At 64.1% G+C, this 15,475-nt stretch carries 29 protein-coding genes and 1 tRNA gene; 19 read left to right on the top strand and 11 right to left on the bottom strand.

Translation table 11 applies throughout. The annotated features are described in order from the left end of the window. Positions 1-20: 20 nt before the first annotated feature. From QHG62_RS06490 to QHG62_RS06475, 4 genes are read right to left on the bottom strand one after another with little or no spacing between them, the layout of a single operon-like run. A complete protein-coding gene (locus tag QHG62_RS06490) occupies positions 21-800 on the bottom strand; it encodes a hypothetical protein (RefSeq protein WP_281150047.1) in 780 nt (259 codons plus the stop codon). Continuing rightward, positions 785-1,663 carry a helix-turn-helix domain-containing protein gene (locus QHG62_RS06485; protein ID WP_281150046.1) on the bottom strand — a complete coding sequence of 293 codons (879 nt, stop codon included), beginning with the start codon at positions 1,661-1,663 and terminating at the stop codon, positions 785-787. The genes QHG62_RS06490 and QHG62_RS06485 overlap by 16 nt, the downstream gene beginning before the upstream one ends. A gap of 11 nt (positions 1,664-1,674) precedes the next feature. Then, positions 1,675-2,196 (bottom strand): hypothetical protein, encoded by a 522-nt coding sequence (locus tag QHG62_RS06480; RefSeq protein ID WP_281150045.1) that lies wholly within the window; start codon positions 2,194-2,196, stop codon positions 1,675-1,677. Beyond that, complete coding sequence (locus QHG62_RS06475) at positions 2,193-2,723, bottom strand: phage regulatory CII family protein (protein WP_281150044.1); 531 nt, start codon at positions 2,721-2,723, stop codon at positions 2,193-2,195. Before QHG62_RS06475 ends, QHG62_RS06480 begins: the two co-directional genes overlap by 4 nt. A gap of 35 nt (positions 2,724-2,758) precedes the next feature. On the opposite strand from QHG62_RS06475, the gene QHG62_RS06470 reads away from it, so the two are divergent. Together QHG62_RS06470 and QHG62_RS06465 are read left to right on the top strand one after the other, a co-directional pair. Continuing rightward, on the top strand, positions 2,759-3,019 hold the full coding sequence (locus QHG62_RS06470; RefSeq protein WP_281150043.1) for a hypothetical protein: 261 nt from the start codon (positions 2,759-2,761) through the stop codon (positions 3,017-3,019). Between the two features lie 90 nt (positions 3,020-3,109). Then, on the top strand, positions 3,110-3,325 hold the full coding sequence (locus tag QHG62_RS06465; protein WP_281150042.1) for a hypothetical protein: 216 nt from the start codon (positions 3,110-3,112) through the stop codon (positions 3,323-3,325). Here QHG62_RS06465 and QHG62_RS06460 read toward each other — a convergent pair. Together QHG62_RS06460 and QHG62_RS06455 are read right to left on the bottom strand one after the other, a co-directional pair. Then, a complete protein-coding gene (locus tag QHG62_RS06460; protein ID WP_281150040.1) occupies positions 3,301-3,525 on the bottom strand; it encodes a hypothetical protein in 225 nt (74 codons plus the stop codon). The two genes, QHG62_RS06465 and QHG62_RS06460, sit on opposite strands and share 25 nt — an antisense overlap. Next, entirely contained in the window at positions 3,519-3,782 is a 264-nt protein-coding gene (locus QHG62_RS06455) for a hypothetical protein (RefSeq protein WP_281150039.1), read from the bottom strand. The genes QHG62_RS06460 and QHG62_RS06455 overlap by 7 nt, the downstream gene beginning before the upstream one ends. Before the next feature lie 73 nt (positions 3,783-3,855). Between QHG62_RS06455 and QHG62_RS06450 the strand changes: the two genes are divergently transcribed. The 17 genes from QHG62_RS06450 (at position 3,856) to QHG62_RS06370 (ending at position 11,578) form a co-directional block, all read left to right on the top strand. Then, positions 3,856-4,521: a S24 family peptidase gene (locus QHG62_RS06450; RefSeq protein WP_281150038.1), complete on the top strand. Its 666-nt coding sequence runs from the start codon at positions 3,856-3,858 to the stop codon at positions 4,519-4,521. A 21-nt stretch (positions 4,522-4,542) separates the two neighbouring features. Next, positions 4,543-4,836 carry a zinc-ribbon domain-containing protein gene (locus QHG62_RS06445; protein ID WP_281150036.1) on the top strand — a complete coding sequence of 98 codons (294 nt, stop codon included), beginning with the start codon at positions 4,543-4,545 and terminating at the stop codon, positions 4,834-4,836. A 145-nt stretch (positions 4,837-4,981) separates the two neighbouring features. Beyond that, on the top strand, positions 4,982-5,185 hold the full coding sequence (locus QHG62_RS06440; RefSeq protein WP_281150035.1) for a hypothetical protein: 204 nt from the start codon (positions 4,982-4,984) through the stop codon (positions 5,183-5,185). Positions 5,186-5,188: 3 nt separating this feature from the next. After that, positions 5,189-5,539: a hypothetical protein gene (locus QHG62_RS06435; protein WP_281150034.1), complete on the top strand. Its 351-nt coding sequence runs from the start codon at positions 5,189-5,191 to the stop codon at positions 5,537-5,539. Continuing rightward, on the top strand, positions 5,536-5,820 hold the full coding sequence (locus tag QHG62_RS06430) for a hypothetical protein (protein ID WP_281150033.1): 285 nt from the start codon (positions 5,536-5,538) through the stop codon (positions 5,818-5,820). The genes QHG62_RS06435 and QHG62_RS06430 overlap by 4 nt, the downstream gene beginning before the upstream one ends. Beyond that, positions 5,820-6,092: a hypothetical protein gene (locus tag QHG62_RS06425; RefSeq protein ID WP_281150032.1), complete on the top strand. Its 273-nt coding sequence runs from the start codon at positions 5,820-5,822 to the stop codon at positions 6,090-6,092. The genes QHG62_RS06430 and QHG62_RS06425 overlap by 1 nt, the downstream gene beginning before the upstream one ends. A 49-nt stretch (positions 6,093-6,141) precedes the next feature. Continuing rightward, the gene (locus tag QHG62_RS06420) at positions 6,142-6,264 is read left to right on the top strand and encodes a hypothetical protein (protein ID WP_281150030.1); all 123 of its coding nucleotides are present in this window, start codon (positions 6,142-6,144) and stop codon (positions 6,262-6,264) included. Beyond that, positions 6,261-6,428: a hypothetical protein gene (locus QHG62_RS06415; RefSeq protein ID WP_281150029.1), complete on the top strand. Its 168-nt coding sequence runs from the start codon at positions 6,261-6,263 to the stop codon at positions 6,426-6,428. Before QHG62_RS06420 ends, QHG62_RS06415 begins: the two co-directional genes overlap by 4 nt. Beyond that, positions 6,425-6,769, top strand: a complete 345-nt coding sequence (locus tag QHG62_RS06410; protein ID WP_281150028.1) for a hypothetical protein — start codon at positions 6,425-6,427, stop codon at positions 6,767-6,769. Before QHG62_RS06415 ends, QHG62_RS06410 begins: the two co-directional genes overlap by 4 nt. Positions 6,770-6,782: 13 nt before the next feature. Next, positions 6,783-6,980: a hypothetical protein gene (locus QHG62_RS06405; protein ID WP_281150027.1), complete on the top strand. Its 198-nt coding sequence runs from the start codon at positions 6,783-6,785 to the stop codon at positions 6,978-6,980. A gap of 54 nt (positions 6,981-7,034) precedes the next feature. Next, a complete protein-coding gene (locus tag QHG62_RS06400; RefSeq protein WP_281150026.1) occupies positions 7,035-7,640 on the top strand; it encodes a hypothetical protein in 606 nt (201 codons plus the stop codon). After that, entirely contained in the window at positions 7,634-9,439 is a 1,806-nt protein-coding gene (locus QHG62_RS06395) for a DNA cytosine methyltransferase (RefSeq protein WP_281150025.1), read from the top strand. Before QHG62_RS06400 ends, QHG62_RS06395 begins: the two co-directional genes overlap by 7 nt. Continuing rightward, on the top strand, positions 9,436-9,891 hold the full coding sequence (locus QHG62_RS06390; protein ID WP_281150024.1) for a hypothetical protein: 456 nt from the start codon (positions 9,436-9,438) through the stop codon (positions 9,889-9,891). Before QHG62_RS06395 ends, QHG62_RS06390 begins: the two co-directional genes overlap by 4 nt. After that, complete coding sequence (locus tag QHG62_RS06385) at positions 9,888-10,247, top strand: hypothetical protein (protein WP_281150023.1); 360 nt, start codon at positions 9,888-9,890, stop codon at positions 10,245-10,247. The genes QHG62_RS06390 and QHG62_RS06385 overlap by 4 nt, the downstream gene beginning before the upstream one ends. Then, positions 10,244-10,588 carry a hypothetical protein gene (locus tag QHG62_RS06380; RefSeq protein ID WP_281150022.1) on the top strand — a complete coding sequence of 115 codons (345 nt, stop codon included), beginning with the start codon at positions 10,244-10,246 and terminating at the stop codon, positions 10,586-10,588. The genes QHG62_RS06385 and QHG62_RS06380 overlap by 4 nt, the downstream gene beginning before the upstream one ends. Then, positions 10,578-11,345 (top strand): hypothetical protein, encoded by a 768-nt coding sequence (locus QHG62_RS06375; RefSeq protein WP_281150021.1) that lies wholly within the window; start codon positions 10,578-10,580, stop codon positions 11,343-11,345. Before QHG62_RS06380 ends, QHG62_RS06375 begins: the two co-directional genes overlap by 11 nt. Further along, positions 11,342-11,578, top strand: a complete 237-nt coding sequence (locus QHG62_RS06370; RefSeq protein ID WP_281150019.1) for a helix-turn-helix domain-containing protein — start codon at positions 11,342-11,344, stop codon at positions 11,576-11,578. Before QHG62_RS06375 ends, QHG62_RS06370 begins: the two co-directional genes overlap by 4 nt. Here the strand turns inward: QHG62_RS06370 and QHG62_RS06365 are convergent. The 5 genes from QHG62_RS06365 to QHG62_RS06345 all read right to left on the bottom strand — a co-directional run bounded on the left by QHG62_RS06365 (position 11,543) and on the right by QHG62_RS06345 (position 15,421). Further along, complete coding sequence (locus QHG62_RS06365; protein ID WP_281150018.1) at positions 11,543-12,667, bottom strand: site-specific integrase; 1,125 nt, start codon at positions 12,665-12,667, stop codon at positions 11,543-11,545. The genes QHG62_RS06370 and QHG62_RS06365 overlap by 36 nt on opposite strands. Positions 12,668-12,835: 168 nt before the next feature. Then, positions 12,836-12,911, bottom strand: a tRNA-Val gene (locus QHG62_RS06360). A 27-nt stretch (positions 12,912-12,938) separates the two neighbouring features. Continuing rightward, entirely contained in the window at positions 12,939-13,211 is a 273-nt protein-coding gene (locus QHG62_RS06355; protein ID WP_007830705.1) for an HU family DNA-binding protein, read from the bottom strand. A 213-nt stretch (positions 13,212-13,424) separates the two neighbouring features. After that, a complete protein-coding gene (locus QHG62_RS06350) occupies positions 13,425-14,510 on the bottom strand; it encodes a tartrate dehydrogenase (protein WP_281150009.1) in 1,086 nt (361 codons plus the stop codon). Continuing rightward, the gene (locus tag QHG62_RS06345) at positions 14,507-15,421 is read right to left on the bottom strand and encodes an alpha/beta fold hydrolase (RefSeq protein ID WP_281150008.1); all 915 of its coding nucleotides are present in this window, start codon (positions 15,419-15,421) and stop codon (positions 14,507-14,509) included. Before QHG62_RS06345 ends, QHG62_RS06350 begins: the two co-directional genes overlap by 4 nt. Between the last annotated feature and the right edge of the window lie 54 nt (positions 15,422-15,475).

The following is a 15,475-nucleotide window of genomic DNA, read 5'->3' as shown; positions in this document are numbered from 1 at the left end:
TGGTGCATGGACGTTGATGGTCATTGGCCCGCCGCCTGCCTGATACGGAAGCGGATGCGCTTCTCGATGTACGCATCCACGTCCGCCCTGTCGGCAACAGCTTCCATGCTGAGCCTCGGCTCATAGATACCCAAGCGCACGAACATCAGCACAGGCCGCACCTCGACATCGTGCGTGCCGCTGGCCGCCCAGATGCCGGGCGCCAGGTGCGAGGTGGGACCACTGCGCAGATGACCGTAGGCAACGAAGTAGCGTCGGCCCGTGCGGGTCTTCGTGCCCCTGTGCACGCTGGCCTTGCGGCGGTCCGTCATGTTGGCGCGGTAGCCCTGCTCGCCCATCGTCTGGAAGTAGGTCAGCAGCTGCACGAGGAAGGAGCCGCGCAGATTGCCGCGGCCATCTTCGCTGCCCGGGAATGGCGTCGCAGGGATGGCGGTCTGATAGCCCGAAGGCAGGATGCCTGCACGTCGCAGCGCCACCTCGCTGCGCTTGTCCCGCCGCGAGCCGCCAAACTCTTGCGCCTGAAGAATCCGCTGCGGGTCCACGCCCTTGCCACCGTAGTAGGTGGGCTCCACTGCCACGCTCAGATCATCAGGCTTGGCCCTGCGCACATAGACGCTGTTGAGGATGTAGGCCGTGGGCCGGTCAAAGGCCGCAGCCATTTCCTTGCGCATCGCGCGGCGCAGGTGAAAGCCGCCGTCGTTCAGTGCAGCGGCATAGGCTTGCTTGACCTGTTGGCCGCTCAGCTTCTGCATCACGTCACGCACAGATTCGATGCCGGTGAGCTTCAGGTCAATGCGCATTCCGCCTCCTGTTCGACCAGACGGCGCACGCGCTCGGTGTACGCCTGAAACGTCTCGCGATTGACGCTGAGGTCCGCCTCATTCCACGGCCGCATGCCCAGTTCGGCAGCCTTTGCCTCGATGGTTCTGCGGTCGGTGTCCCACGGCAATGCCGGGCTGCATTCGCTCACGTCGTCGCGCCATCCGGCATTGCGCAGCCAGGTGTGGAACTCGGGCACGAACTGGCCCTTGTCCTTCGTCCACTTCACGCTGTGCCGCTGCACGGCGATGGCCGCGAGCATGGCCCGCTGCAATGCCGCGTCGGGCCCGAGCCTGCGCCACCGCCGCTCTGCCTTGGCCCGATTGGCATGGTTCGGGTATTCCGAAAAGACCTGATCGAAACCCGTCGCCCCCCCATCGGGGGGTAGGGGGGTATGGTTCCTTGACGGTTCTGAAGATTCGGGTGTCATAGCTGTGACACCCTTTACGTCCGTGGTGACACCCTTTGCGTTCTGGGTGACACCCTTTTGGTCCGGAGAAAGGGTGTCATCTTGACCACCTTGTGAATAACTCAGCTCCGCATCTGTAACAGGTGCCGGCGCAACCTGCGACGGGAGCAGCCCGCCCTCGATCCAGACCTGCGCAATGCGGTATTCATTGGTGTGCCCACGCCCAGTGCGATCCGACACGCGCTCGAGCCAACCCGAGGCCAGCATCTTTGAAATCTGCCGCTGCACCGTGCTGCGGCTCTGCATGGTCTTGCGCGCCAGCTCATCGAGCGAAGGCCAGATGCGAGAACCATCGTCTCGTGCGTGATCCGCCATCGCCAGGGCGAGCAGCCGCTCGCTGCCCCCGGTTGGATAGCGGTCGAACACCATCGTCATTACCCGGATGCTCATGACGCCCGACGCCCTCCCAGACCATCGAAGTGCCCGCCGGTATGCCGCCACTTGGTGCCGTTGCGAATCTTCGACGAATAGCCGCGCGAGAGCCCATGCCGCTCATCGAGCACCGCGCAGCTTTCCGTGCTGGCCCGAATGGCATTCACCACATCAGCCGTCAACTTCGCGCGCGCACGGCTCGCCACGGCGATCCGAATCCGATGGTCCGGCGCCTTGGGCTTGCCGGCACAGGCTTGCGAGCGCGTGCGCGCCGCCAGGTGGTCGGGATGCACGCACAGGTCCGTGTTGCATTTCACTCCGATCTGACAGCCCGTCTTGATGGGACCACGCACGACCAACCACAGCAGGCGCCGCACATTCCACAGCCGCCCTCCCCGCCCGCCGATTCGCCATTGCGGGTACAGGCCATCGAGGGCATAGCAGTTCCAAACCAAGCATTCGCCGACCTCATCGACGCGCTCGAGCAAAGCGTCCAAGCCGAGGTCGGGCAGCAGCGCCATTTCCCAATCGCTCATGTCTGCGGCGCCTTCCGCATGCGGCTGCGCAGCATCGCCATGGCGTGCCCTATCGTCGCAATCGCCTCCTGGGCGCAATGGTCGGCCCGGCGAATCTGAGCGCTGCTCACCGCACCATCACCGACCCGCACGGTATCGGCTGTCGCTCGCACGAAGTCGGCGAAGGCGCCTTGCATCAGCATGAGCGCCTCGACCGGATCGCCGCCCGATTGGTCCGGCGTCGATGGCGTGCAGGTGTGCCCCAGCGCCTCGGCCATGGCATGCAGGATCGCGTAGTTGCCGCTGAAGGTCTGCAGCGCGATGAGCTCCCGCGGGTTCGGCTGGTGCGTGACCGTGTTCGGGTTGGCCTTGTGCGTGAGCGTGTTTGCGCTCATCTCCATACGGCCGGCCAAGGCAGCCACGCCGCCCGGGTAGTTGTGCACCGTGTTGTAGATCGCGTCGAGGATGTCTTGCCCAGGTTGTCTGGAGGGCATGGCCTCATCGGCGCCATAGGCGAGATGGTTCGGAATTGAGAAAGTTGCGTTCATGCAAACCTCAAGAGAAAGAAAGAGCCAGGCAGACCATGGAAGCAGCATTCACTCCCACGCCAGCCGAGCGAATCGACGCCATCGAGCAATTCCTGCAGCAGCTTGTGCTCCTGCTCGAGGTGGAGCCAGAAATCAACCGCGAAACCGTTTCGGCATGGATCGACGTCTGCTCGGCGAGCGCGCTGGCGCACGGCGCACGCACACCTCGGCAGACGAAGACGCTCGAGGGTCTGTGCCGACGAGTGCTGACGCCCGCCGTCGATGTGGTGCGGCCGGCGGAAGCGCGGTGGTCGTGAGCACGTGGCTCATGCGCGCCCTTCAAGAAGGTGGAGGCGGCACCCTGCAAGAATCGGCATTCCAAAACTTCAACTCGCAAGAGAGCCTCCATGAGCGAAACCAACACCATGTCCGGCGAGGAATTCCGCATGCACTTTCTCGAGCTGGCCAAGTCGATCCGCGACGACGACCGCGTTTTCTTCGGGGGCGGCGATCTGAGCTTCTATCGCGTGAAGGAACGAGGACCCGTCGAAGGCCCACGCCTGGTGCAGATCGCGTTCAACGAGATTTACACGGTGATTCACGAGCCCTCCGACGACAACTGAGAGCGCAGCTCGGCCAAGAGCTTCAGGATTTCAGGCGGGAGCCGTGCCTCGGCCAATCGCGCATAGGACGCGTCGAGTTCGCCGCGCAGGAAGGCCTGAATGCCAATAGAACCATCACGGATGTCGATGGACAGAACGATGTGAGCGTCGCCGGGAAGTACCTTGGCTGCGCAGTCACGGGCAGATGCGTGAATCAGCATTGGGGCACCTCCGGCGAGATGTGGATGGCGTCACACGGGCGCGCCCTCCCCCGTGCGTCGGAAACTGGAGTTGGGGAACCGTCGCCGATCATCTCGGCAGGCAAATGCTTGCGGGCGAGCGCGGCTAGCACTCGATCTTCGATCCGCGAGGGCAAATCGTCCGGCCACTGAGACACGGCCGCCGACGAAATGCCGACTGCCTCGGCGGCTGTTCCGACCGAGCCACCCAACAACTCCAACGCACGGGTCTTCTTCATGCCGCAAATGTTAGCACGCTTAAACGCGACGAACAAGCACGCTTATTCACAGGTAAGTTTTAATCCTGCTTACATGAGCACACTTCAGGAACGCATGCAGGAGTTCGTCCGCGAGACGGGCTGGACGGTCGGCAAGATCGCCTCAGTGGCTGGCGTCTCCTCGTCCGCGGTGTCGCAGTGGATAGGCGGCGAAACACTCAGCATCAAGATCGAGCCGGCAGTAATGCTTGAGCGGGAGAGCGGCTTTAGTGCCCTCTGGCTCGCCAAAGGTAAGGGCATCAAAAAGGTCGCCCCCGCCAATGACGATGGCGCTGAGTATGCTGGTCGCTCAAGGCCCCAACGCCTGGTGCCAATTGTGGGAATGGCAAAGATGGGGAGCGACGGCTTCTACGAAGAGATCAGCTCGGTTGTGGGCGCAGGAGATGGGCATATCGAAATCGCGACAGAAGACCCGAACGCCTATGGGCTGCAAGTCCGAGGACAAAGCATGTTTCCCGCGATTCGCGATGGCTGGTACGTGCTCATTGAGCCGAACGGAGAACCCCGCACCGGCGAGTATGTGCTGCTCAAGCTGAGAGACGGCCGGAAGATGGTCAAGGAGCTTCTGATTCGACGTGCCGGCTCGGTGGAAGTTTTGAGCGTCAACAGCCAGGAGCGCATGACCTTCGATGTTTCCGAGATCGACAGCATCCATGCCGTCGGCGCCGTGGTGACACCTAGCAAATGGCGGCCGGACTAGGCCAGCCGATTGGGAGAAAAGATGGCCCTCATTGCGTGTCCCGACTGCGGCACCAGCATCAGCGACCGCGCCCTCGCCTGCGTTAAGTGCGGCGCACCCGTGAAAGCGGAGTCTCTAACATCTCGCTCCCGCGTCGTCACGACTCAGCAGACCGGCAAACGGTACAAGGGCGCTCAGCTCATCGGGGCGGGAATGCTCATCGTCGGCATCGTCGTGGGCATGGCCAATCAGCCACTTTTCGGCGGGCTGCTAGGCGCACTGGGTTTGGCGGTCTACTTATTGGCGCGCATCGGCGCATGGTGGCACCACGCATAACAGGTCAATCGCAGCGACATCCCGGCCCGCCTCGCGCGGGCTTTTTTACGCCCACAAAGTTAGTTTGCTTAAATTTATCGGTAAGTGTGCTTGCGTTTAGTTGTTAGCACGCTTAAAGTCGCCACTTCTCAACTAGGAGTTGGAAATGGCGAAAGCACTCACCGCGGGCCGTAGGTACCGCTGCTACTACACCCCACGCGACAAGCTGGGCCACCTCACCCAGTCGGATACCGGCTACCTCCCGTTCGTGCAGCTTCGCGCCGCGAACGCCGAAGACGCCCAGGTCGCCGCCAATCACGTCACCGGCTGCCCCGTCGCTGATGTCGTTCGCCTCGAGCACGCGAGCTAAGCGATGCGCGGCGTCAAAGCTCACCACGCCACGAGCACGGGCGCAGCCTCTGGCTTCGTTCCTACCGGCTCGACGCGCGTAGACATCTGGATTCGCAAGGTCGGCACTCGCCGCCAGGCGTTCTACCGTTGCCCCGCCGTGGGCGTGTCGGCATGGCAGGCCATGGGCCTTCCGCTTGCAGACAAGGCACTCAAGGCCGGCACCGTCTCGCTGCCCGGAATCGAAGGCGGCACCGTGCGCCTTCACACCGAAGACGTTCCCGCCCATCCGATGCACGAAGCGTTCGGCAGGCAGGCACAAGCCCTCAACCGTCAGATCGACGCGTTGAATGTGTCGGCAGGTGCAGCACGATGAGCGCCGCGGAGCACACCGCATTCAAGCTGCCGCCGCTGAACGACGACATGCGAGAGATTCTCGGTCGACCGAATTTCGCGTGCGCCCGGATCGCCGAAGTGCTGCGCATTGGCGGCGCCGATATCGCGTGCAAGGCCGAGGCCGAGCAAGCCGCCGCCATTCACTGGATGCTCAGTCTGTACGGCGCTCACGGCCCCGACTGGTGGACCCACTGCCGCTGCGAACTGCAGACCATTCTCGAGTCGTCCAAGGCTTGCGAAGAGGAAGGGGGCGCCGCGTAATGGCATTCCTCTTTCGCTGCCCCGAGTGCCGCACGCGGCGGCGCAGCCATGGCCTTTTCACGCAGCACCTGCGCGAAACCGGCCATCGCCTGTGCCGGTGCGGCGGATACCACTACGAGCACCGCCCGGGTTCGCCGTTCTGCGAGCACAACCCGATGAGCGGGGCGCTGCTGGCGAGCCGGCACGGCGCTTCTGACGAAGAGGTGTTCGACATCGCGCTCGAAATCGCCCTCACCACACCGGGCCGCGCAGTCGCGGCCTGCCCATTCTGAAAGGCCGGCCATGCGCTCGACCTCGTTTCAAGAAACCGGCCTTGGCCTCATGAGGACATCGCTAGTCACGCCCGCTCCGGGCTTCCTCGCGACCGCTGCCGCACTGGCGGTCTTCATCGTCCTGCCCATCGCGCTTGCTGCGATGTGTGTCTACGGCTGGAGCACACCATGATCGTGATTGTTTCCCCTCGCCCGCGGCGCCCCAAGCAGCCGCAACAAACCGGACCCATCGGCGGCCTCATCGACAGCCGGTTTCGCTACACGCCGGCCGTCGCCACCGACATCAGCAAGACGTTCAAGCGCATCCGCGCCGAGCAGCGAGGTGCACGGCCATGACGACGACAACCACCGGCGTCTTCTTTGTGGGCAAGGACTATCCGGGTCGCCCCGCGGTCAGCGAGCACCTCAACGATTGCGAGGTCTTCATCCTGAAGATGCGGCTCATCGACAACCAAGGCCCCGGCCGCGTCGAGGGCTATGTCGTGCGCTGGATGGGCCCGGAAGCGCAGACGTGGCGCAAAGCGCACCCCGCGCTCAAGGCCGGCGATGCGCTGCGCCTGGTGCTCATCAATCCGCGCTCGCTACTCGGCCCCCGCGGCACTCCCGAAACAAGCGCGCAAATCAGCTCGTGCGAGCTGCTGCCTGCGCGCTCGCCCGTCACAGCACAGACCGCCTGAGAGGCCCATTCGCATGCCCTTTCCCATTGTTTCCCGCGAGCGCATCGAGCGCGAAGCCAAGGCTTCGGCCGAGCGTGGCGACACGCTCAACGCGGCATGTCCCTATCCATTCACGGACCCGGCCGGCGAGGCCTTCCGCGACATCTTTAACCAGCATCGTACGGCGCTCATCGCGCTGCGTCAGGTGCCCACCGACAAGGCTTCCCAATGACTTGGATGCTGACCAGCTCCGGCCTCGAATACCACCTGTCCGGCCCCGCCGCCCTTGGCGCGAACGGTCGCACGGTCCATCGAGGACATCGCGCATCACCTCGCGCTCATCAATCGCTTCACGGGCGCCACGTCGCGGCCCTACAGCGTCGCCGAGCACAGCCTGTTGTGCTGCGAAATCGCGGCACGCGCAGGCGCCTCGTCCGTCGTGCAGCTCGCAGCTCTCATGCATGACGCGCACGAGGCCTATGTCACCGACCTGAGCAGCCCCGCCAAGATTGCCGTGAACGGGTACAGCATGGCCGGCGGCGGCATCCCCGCATGGAACCTTTTCGAGAACGAACACGCGCGGGCGGTGCACAAGCATTTCGGATTGCTCACCGTGTTCGCGAGCCACCGCGCTTTCATTCGCGAGGTGGACTTGCAGGCGCTGGCCACCGAGCGACGCGACCTGATGCCCTATGACCCCGCGAAGCACACGCCGTGGGCCGTTCTCAGCGAGGGCGGGCCCACACCCGTGCCGGCGCTTTACTGGACGCGCCTCGACACCCCCGAGCGCGAGGCCAAGACCTGGCGCGAATGGCGCGATGCGTTCCGTGGCCGGTTCGAAGAGCTGCGTACCGAAACCGCCGACAAGCTGCAGAGGGCTCTCGCATGCTGACCCCGCAATTCGTCCTCCCCATTGCGGGCGAGCTGGTAGTTGACCTGTTCGCCGGCGGCGGCGGCGCATCGACCGGCATCGAGCAGGCCATCGGGCGCCACGTCGATATCGCGGTGAACCACGACCCCGAAGCGGTGTCGTTGCACACCGTCAATCACCCGCAGACGCGGCACTACACCTGCGACGTGTTCGAAGTGGACCCGCTGGAAGTGACGGGCGGCCAGGCCATTGGCCTGCTCTGGGCATCGCCTGACTGCAAGCACTTCTCCAAGGCCAAGGGCGGCAAGCCCGTTTCCAAGAAGATTCGCGCGCTCGCGAACGTGATCGCCGAATGGGCCGAGAAGGTCCGCCCTCGAGTCATCTGCATGGAGAACGTCGAAGAGTTCAAGACGTGGGGCCCGCTCGATGAAGACAACTACCCTATCCCCGAACGCGCCGGCGAGCTGTTCCGCGAATGGTGCGCGCGCATCGAGGCACAGGGCTATGTGGGCGAATTCCGGGAGCTGCGAGCCGCGGACTACGAAACACCCACCATCCGCAAGCGACTGTTCGGAATCTTTCGGTGCGACGGCCAGCCCATCGTGTGGCCGGAGGCGACGCACGGCAAGCCCGGCACGCTGCCGGTGCAGGCCAAAAAGCTCAAGCCATGGCGCAGTGCAGCCGAGTGCATCGACTGGAGTGTGCCGTGCCCTTCGATCTTCGAGCGCAAACGACCGTTGGCCGAGGCAACGCTGCGGCGCATCGCGAAGGGCGTGATGCGCTACGTGGTGGACTGCGCCGAGCCATTCATCGTGCCGCTCACCCATCAAGGCGGCGACCGCACGGAGGACATACGCGCGCCGTTCAACACCGTCACGAGCGCCAACCGCGGCGAGAAGGCGCTCATCGTCTCCACGCTGGCCCCATTCCTCACCGAGCACGCCAATGCATCGACACAGCGGACGTTTTCCGCAGATGTGCCTTTGCGCACTCAGTGCGCCCAGGTGAAGGGCGGCCACTTCGCGCTTGTCGCACCCACACTTGTGCAGACCGGCTACGGCGAACGCGCAGGCCAGGCGCCGCGAGCACTCGACCTGCAAGCGCCCCTCGGCACGGTCGTGAGCGGCCAGAAGCACGCCCTCGTGGCCGCATTCTTGGCCCAACACAACAACCATCGCGGCACGGTTCCAAGCGACGGCCGCGCCGCCACCGAGCCGCTGAGCACCATCACTACGAAGGGGGCACAACAGACCATCGTCGCTGCGAACCTTGTTCACATGGGGCACGGCGAAGGGAAGGACGGGAAGAAGCGTTTCAGCCATGGCGTGCGCGATGCCACCGAACCGTTGAACACCGTCACGGCGTCCGGCATGCCCGCCGCGTTGGTCACCACGCACCTGATGGTCAACACCACCGGCCACAGCGGCGCGGCGGCGGACAGCCCGCTCCCGACCATTACCACGGGCGGCCACATGGCAGAAGTGCGCGCGTTTCTCATCAAGTACTACGGCACCGACCAAGACCCCCAACTGCGGGAGCCGCTGCACACGGTCACGACGAAGGATCGCTTTGGCCTGGTGACCGTCCACGGCGAGGAATACGCCATTGTCGACATCGGCTTGCGCATGCTCACACCGCGCGAGCTGTACCGAGCTCAAGGCTTCCCGGACACCTACATCATCGATCACGGCGCAGCCGGGGAATCGATGACGAAGACCGCGCAAGTCCGCATGTGTGGCAACAGCGTGTGCCCGCCGCTTGCCCGCGCCATCGTGGCGGCCAACTTCCGCGGAATCGAGCAGGAAAGGGCCGCAGCATGAAGCGCCGCTATCCCCGCTCCAACGTCAACCCTGCGACATGGGCAATGCTCATCGCCGCGCGCCAGGACACGCACCCGGGCACCGCCGATGACGTGATGCTCAAACTGCACGATGCGTTCTGCCAGCTCAAGGCTGGCACGACGGACGATGACTTCTTTGACCGCCTCGCATCGTGCATCAACGTTGGGCTCGTGCGCGCCGAGCAGATCGACCCGGTATGCGTCGCGCCGATGATCGCCGCGCGCGATGCACTGATCCGATGCGATGGCATCCGCGGTCGCCATGGCCGATATGGCTTCGACGGGCCCGGCCTCCATGCCATGACCGCAGGCCTCGAGGTCTACGAAGAAATGATGCGCAACAGCACGCCGCAGCAAATGGCAGAGGCCGCCGCCACCTCCTACCACCTCACGCTGCGCCAAGCCGCAGCAGAACAGCGAGCGACGGCATGAGCAGCAGAACCGCCCTTTGGCGCGTGGTGAAGCGCCTTGCTCCGGAGCTGGAACCATCCCGACGCGTCGAGCTGGTCGAAGCGATTCTTACAACCACCGACTCAATGGCGGCGACTGAGATTGCCTGCGCCGGCCCGCTCGTTTCCGTGGCGGGCGTCGATGTCACCGCCAACCGGATGACGGTCGAGTTTCGCAACCCCCACGACCTGCACACGCTGGAGGATGCCGCGCGCCTGGTGCGCCGCTCCGGGTATCCGCTCAGCGCCGAGGCGCTCGAGGGCTTGCACGCCCGGCTCAACGCCGCCGCCGCGCTGCAAAGGCGGCTTCGCAGCAATCACTCAAGGGTGCCCGCATGAGCCCGCCCGAGTTCGTCAACACCGAACCCTTCCCGGCCAACCCCGCGCCGACGCCGAAGGTCGGCCGGGTAGTCCCGCGCCATCCCGCGCGCCAACTCGATGCGGTCTGCGCCGACGCGAAGCGGGATGCGCGCGCGTCGATGCCGAGCGCGCCCCACCCACTCGCCGGCGCCATCTACACCGCGCCGAGCAATCCCAAGAGCTGCAGCACCTGCAATCGACGCGGCACCCGCATGAGCGAGGTCGCCTACGGCGATGTCGAGTGCAGCCATATCGAATGCCCTCATCGGAAATCGTTCACCGCGCGCCCCAGCGCGCAAGGAGCACACCTTGAAGACTGAATGCACCCCCGCCCTTCTCGCGGCTGTTCCCAAAGGCCTCATCGAGAGAATCATTGCCGCCGAGCGGCGCATCGAAGACGGTCACTGCCCGCGCCGCATTCCTGCTGACCCGACCGATGTTGACTTGGTGCTCGCCGAGGTTCGGCACTTTTTCGAAGGCCGGTCGGCGCCGTTCTGGGTCCCCGCGCCGGCCGCCGAGCCCTCCCAGCCGCAGCCAACCGTGTCCGATCTGCAGGGCCTGCGCGATGCGCTGCTCGCGCTGCGAGAAATTCGCCGCGACGTGTGCGGGATGCTCGATCACCCGAGCTTTCCGGCGTTCGATGAGGACGTGAACATGCGACTCTTTCTCTCGGCATTCGGCCTCGAGGCGTCGTTCGCCCTCATGGAAGATGACGTTGACCTCGATGCGATGGAGGCCTACGACGGCGACTGCACCGCATGGACGCCCACACCGCCTGCCGGCGAGGGCTGGCAACTCACCCTCATCTACGACACCGAGGAAGGTCCCTGCGCGTTGTTCGTGCGGAAGCTCAAGATCGCCCCTTCCCGGCGGCGCACGTGGCGAGATGTCGCTGGCCGCTCCGAATGGGATGCCGCACAGGCCATCTGCGACCACCGAGAGGTAGACGAAGCGCTTCGCAATCTCACCCAAGACCCAACGGGCGACAACGCGACCTGCGTGGTGCTTTCCGTCTTGCGGCAGACGGGGATCGCCATCGCTCCGAATCCAATCGCCTGCGAGGAAAAATCAAAGTGAGCCTCACGGTTGACGTGCCCGGCGCAGCCGAGCTGCTGAAAATTCACCCCGAGACGGTGAAGAAGATGATCCACAAGGGCGAGCTGCCGGCAGCCCAGGTCGGCCGCGCCTACGTGATGATGACGAAAGATGTCCTCGACTACATCGAGAATGCCGTCATCAGAGACACGGCCGCGCGCATGCGCCGACCATCGCGGTCACCAAAGCCGCGCCGCCAGGTCGCTACCCCGTAGGTTCGCGTACCGCATCATCATGCGGTGCGACTTGTGGCCGGTAATCTTCATGATCTGCGTTTCTGAGAGAGTCGTCTTTTCGAAAAGGCGGCTCGTCGCCTCGTGCCTTAAGTCGTGGAACGTCAAGTTCGCGCACCCGGCGGCTTCGAATATTCCGACGTAGAGCTTCGAAAGATAGTCTGTGGTTTTGTGAAGTTTTTTGGGATTGATGTCGCCATCCCACCACGGGAACAGGACATCGCGCCCCTTCGCGCCGGCAGCAACGCGTAGCTCGAGGTACGCCGTCAGCGTCGCCATGGCGACACTCGACAAAGGAACTTGCCGCTTATCGCCGTTCTTCGTCTTGTCGAGAAAAGCGGTTCGCTTCGCAAGGTCAACCTGATCCAGCGTCAGCGTGTACATCTCGCGCATCCGCATGGCCGACTCGACGGCAAGCACGAACATGCACCACAAGGCCTTCGGGTCATCGAGCGCAAGGGGACGTTGCTTGCGTGGCAGCACGCCGGCCACGATCACCGCCGAGACCTTTTCAAATTCGCCAGGCTCAAGCCGCCGATCTCGCTCCACGTCGACACGCGACTTGCCGGCGATTGCCTCATCTGTCTTCGTGTACTGCGCATACCCGTCTGGGAGGGTGCGTAGGGGGTGATCCGGCAGAAGGACATGGCCCTTCCGCATACCCCAATCCGTACAGCGGGCCAGCGCGCCCACCTTCGCACGGATCGTAGCGGGAGCCAGTTTGTCGATGCGCTTCATCTCAGAAATCCAGTCATCGACCCACCCGGCATCGATGCTGGTCAGTCGTACTGCGCCCTTCGCCTTGATGATGGTTCCGAGGGCATCACGGTCTTTCTGCTTCGGGTGCGCGTCACGCTCGTACTCGCGCACGAGGTCGGTGATGGTGACGATGCGGGAAGGAACCTGCAGTTCGGTCGGTACGATGCCCTTATCGAGCAGTTTCTCGACCTTGGCGACGAAGGCGTCACCCTCTTTTTCATCAGCGAACGTGAGATAGATCGGCTTGTCGAGCAGGCCAGCCCGCTTGATGACGTATTCCCACCCGTTCGGCCGCTGCCTTTTGCCCGCCATGCCCGCTCCTTTTTCACCGCGAAGCTACGCACTTTACGCGATTCGCATGGCTGGCAACTCGCTGTTTTTGGTTGGCAAAGGCTGTTCTACGCTGCGAAATAAGCTGGCAAACAGGCAAAGAAAAAGGGCCTAGATCGCTCTAAGCCCTTGATTTCGTTGAGTTTCTGGTGGTGGGTGCTGAGGGGCTCGAACCCCCGACCTACGCCTTGTAAGGGCGCCGCTCTACCAACTGAGCTAAGCACCCCACCGGGAAACTCTCCGAGTCTACGTCTTAGTTGAGCGCGTCTTTCAGCGCCTTGCCCGGACGGAACTTCGGAATCTTGGCAGCCTTGATTTTAATCGCGTCGCCGGTCCGGGGATTGCGGCCCGTGCGAGCAGCCCGCTTGCCTACTGCGAAAGTGCCGAAACCGACCAGCGACACGGAGCCGCCTTTTTTGAGCGTGGTACGAATGGCGCCGATGGTGGATTCAAGCGCGCGGGTGGCGGCTGCCTTGGAAATATCGGCGTTTTTTGCGATGTGCTCAATCAGTTCGGTCTTGTTCACAAGGGCCCCTTGTCGAAGAAATAAAGTTGGTCGGCTTTCGTCAGTGCGACCCTGGCCGCGAAATGACGCGGCGCAAGAAATTTGGCAGGACTGACGCCTCGGCAGCGCGCTGCCAGCGAGGATTACAACCACTGGTCTGCAGGGTGTCAATACGACACGAGGCCATGCAGAACAGCGGAGCGCGCGATTTTAGGGGCGTTTCGTGAACTCTATTTAAAGCGCTTCGGCAATCGCCTTGCCAAGGTCGCTGGTGCTTGCCTTGCCGCCGATGTCGGGCGTGCGCGGTGCTCCGCTTTGGGGCGCAAGCACCTTTTCGATGGTGGCAAGAATCGCGTCGTGGGCCTCCTTGTGCCCCAGGAACTCGAGCATCATTGCACCGCACCAGATCTGTCCGATGGGGTTGGCGATGCCCTTGCCTGCGATGTCCGGCGCCGAACCGTGCACCGGCTCGAACAGCGAAGGCGTGGTGCGCTCGGGGTTGAGGTTGGCGCTGGGCGCAATGCCGATGGTGCCGGTGCATGCCGGTCCCAGGTCGGACAGGATGTCTCCGAACAGGTTGCTGGCCACCACCACATCGAAGAAGTCGGGCCGCTGCACGAAATGGGCCGTGAGAATGTCGATGTGGAACTTGTCGAGCTTCACGCCCGTGTAGTTCTTTGCCATTTCGGCCACGCGCTCGTCCCAGTACGGCATGGTGATCGAGATGCCGTTCGACTTGGTGGCGCTGGTCAAATGCTTCTTCGGCCGCGATTGCGCCAGCTCGAAGGCGAACTTGAGCACGCGGTCCACACCCACGCGCGACATCACCGTCTCTTGCACCACGATCTCGCGGGGGGTGCCTTCGTACATGCGCCCGCCGATGCTGGAGTATTCACCCTCGGTGTTCTCGCGCACGATGTACATGTCGATCTCGCCCGGCTCGCGCGGCGTGCCGTCGCGTCGCACCACCGGGGCAATGATGCCGGGCATCAGCCGTGCGGGGCGCAGGTTGATGTACTGGTCGAACTCGCGGCGGAACAGCAGCAGCGAACCCCACAGCGACACGTGGTCGGCAATCTTCTCGGGCCAGCCCACCGCGCCGAAGTAGATCGCATCGTGGCCGCCGATCTGGTCCTTCCAGTTGTCGGGCAGCATCTTGCCGTGCTTCTCGCAGTAGTCCCAGCTCGAGAAATCGAAGTGGTCGAACTTCAGGTCGATACCGAACTTGCGCGCTGCGGCATCGACCACGCGCAGGCCTTCGGGCATGGTTTCCTTGCCGATGCCGTCGCCGGCGATCACTGCGATTCTGTGGGTGGTCATGGTCTGGTTCCTTCTTGCTGGAGAGGGGGAGTAAAAAACTGGAGCGCTTCGGCGAGCACCTCGCCGGGAGCTTCTTCCGGAACATAGTGGCCGCACGGCAAGGCGCGGCCCGAAACCTGCCGGGCGCATTCGCGCCAGAGCGCCAGCACATCGAAGCACCGGCCTACCGCGCCATGTTCGCCCCACAGCACGCGCAGGGGCTGCTCAAGGCGCCGGCCGGCGTCGATGTCGGCGCGGTCATGCACCAGGTCGATGGTGGCGGAAGCCCGGTAGTCGCCGCAAATGGATTCGGCCGTGCCCGCTATTGCGGCGCAGCGCTCGTACTCGGCCAGCACCTCGGGCGCGAAAGGCGCGAGCCCCGCATGGCGGCCACCCATCACGCTGCGCACGTAGCGCACAGGGTCCGAAGCAATCAGCGCCTCGGGCAGCGGCGCCGGCTGGATCAGGAAGAACCAGTGCCAGTAAGCGCGGGCAAACGCTTCGGTGGTGTTCCCGTACATCGAGAGCGTGGGCGCGATGTCCAGCAGCATCATGCGGTCGACGGCGGCGGCATGGTCCGCCGCCAGCCGATGCGCCACGCGCGCGCCGCGATCGTGTGCGAGCACGCCGAAGCGTTCGAAGCCGTGGTGGCGCATGGCGGCGAGCGCATCGAGCGCCATCTCGCGCTTGCTGTAGGCCACGTGCTCGGCGTCGTCCGCGGGCCGGCCCGAGTCGCCGTAGCCGCGAAGGTCTACCGCCACCACGGTGAACCGCTCGGCAAGCGCCGGCGCCACGCGGTGCCAGATGAGGTGCGTTTGCGGATGGCCGTGCAACAGCAGCAACGGAGCGCCTCGGCCGCCGATGCGGCCATGCACGCGCACGCCGTCGCGTTCGATGTCGAATTCAGGAAAGTCGAAGAAGGAGGCAGTCACGCAGCCATTGTGCGTTGCGCTCCGCCGGCCATCAAGCAACAATCAGCCAATTCA

Source organism: Variovorax paradoxus (assembly GCF_029919115.1).
In the GTDB taxonomy this organism is placed as follows: domain Bacteria; phylum Pseudomonadota; class Gammaproteobacteria; order Burkholderiales; family Burkholderiaceae_C; genus Variovorax; species Variovorax paradoxus_O.
Note: the sequence above shows the minus strand (reverse complement) of the source record. Positions and strands in the feature narration are given on the sequence as shown.

Bases quoted from the DNA above. Each gene is read 5' to 3' on its own strand.
- QHG62_RS06480 (WP_281150045.1), bottom strand. From the start codon at position 2,196: ATGAGCGATTGGGAAATGGCGCTGCTGCCCGACCTCGGCTTGGACGCT.
- QHG62_RS06405 (WP_281150027.1), top strand. From the start codon at position 6,783: ATGCCCTTTCCCATTGTTTCCCGCGAGCGCATCGAGCGCGAAGCCAAG.
- QHG62_RS06420 (WP_281150030.1), top strand. From the start codon at position 6,142: ATGAGGACATCGCTAGTCACGCCCGCTCCGGGCTTCCTCGCGACCGCT.
- QHG62_RS06415 (WP_281150029.1), top strand. From the start codon at position 6,261: ATGATCGTGATTGTTTCCCCTCGCCCGCGGCGCCCCAAGCAGCCGCAA.
- QHG62_RS06460 (WP_281150040.1), bottom strand. From the start codon at position 3,525: ATGCTGATTCACGCATCTGCCCGTGACTGCGCAGCCAAGGTACTTCCC.
- QHG62_RS06380 (WP_281150022.1), top strand. From the start codon at position 10,244: ATGAGCCCGCCCGAGTTCGTCAACACCGAACCCTTCCCGGCCAACCCC.
- QHG62_RS06410 (WP_281150028.1), top strand. From the start codon at position 6,425: ATGACGACGACAACCACCGGCGTCTTCTTTGTGGGCAAGGACTATCCG.
- QHG62_RS06430 (WP_281150033.1), top strand. From the start codon at position 5,536: ATGAGCGCCGCGGAGCACACCGCATTCAAGCTGCCGCCGCTGAACGAC.
- QHG62_RS06470 (WP_281150043.1), top strand. From the start codon at position 2,759: ATGGAAGCAGCATTCACTCCCACGCCAGCCGAGCGAATCGACGCCATC.
- QHG62_RS06465 (WP_281150042.1), top strand. From the start codon at position 3,110: ATGAGCGAAACCAACACCATGTCCGGCGAGGAATTCCGCATGCACTTT.
- QHG62_RS06435 (WP_281150034.1), top strand. From the start codon at position 5,189: ATGCGCGGCGTCAAAGCTCACCACGCCACGAGCACGGGCGCAGCCTCT.
- QHG62_RS06425 (WP_281150032.1), top strand. From the start codon at position 5,820: ATGGCATTCCTCTTTCGCTGCCCCGAGTGCCGCACGCGGCGGCGCAGC.
- QHG62_RS06450 (WP_281150038.1), top strand. From the start codon at position 3,856: ATGAGCACACTTCAGGAACGCATGCAGGAGTTCGTCCGCGAGACGGGC.
- QHG62_RS06390 (WP_281150024.1), top strand. From the start codon at position 9,436: ATGAAGCGCCGCTATCCCCGCTCCAACGTCAACCCTGCGACATGGGCA.
- QHG62_RS06490 (WP_281150047.1), bottom strand. From the start codon at position 800: ATGCGCATTGACCTGAAGCTCACCGGCATCGAATCTGTGCGTGACGTG.
- QHG62_RS06455 (WP_281150039.1), bottom strand. From the start codon at position 3,782: ATGAAGAAGACCCGTGCGTTGGAGTTGTTGGGTGGCTCGGTCGGAACA.
- QHG62_RS06395 (WP_281150025.1), top strand. From the start codon at position 7,634: ATGCTGACCCCGCAATTCGTCCTCCCCATTGCGGGCGAGCTGGTAGTT.
- QHG62_RS06485 (WP_281150046.1), bottom strand. From the start codon at position 1,663: ATGACGATGGTGTTCGACCGCTATCCAACCGGGGGCAGCGAGCGGCTG.
- QHG62_RS06440 (WP_281150035.1), top strand. From the start codon at position 4,982: ATGGCGAAAGCACTCACCGCGGGCCGTAGGTACCGCTGCTACTACACC.
- QHG62_RS06445 (WP_281150036.1), top strand. From the start codon at position 4,543: ATGGCCCTCATTGCGTGTCCCGACTGCGGCACCAGCATCAGCGACCGC.
- QHG62_RS06350 (WP_281150009.1), bottom strand. From the start codon at position 14,510: ATGACCACCCACAGAATCGCAGTGATCGCCGGCGACGGCATCGGCAAG.
- QHG62_RS06385 (WP_281150023.1), top strand. From the start codon at position 9,888: ATGAGCAGCAGAACCGCCCTTTGGCGCGTGGTGAAGCGCCTTGCTCCG.
- QHG62_RS06475 (WP_281150044.1), bottom strand. From the start codon at position 2,723: ATGAACGCAACTTTCTCAATTCCGAACCATCTCGCCTATGGCGCCGAT.
- QHG62_RS06365 (WP_281150018.1), bottom strand. From the start codon at position 12,667: ATGGCGGGCAAAAGGCAGCGGCCGAACGGGTGGGAATACGTCATCAAG.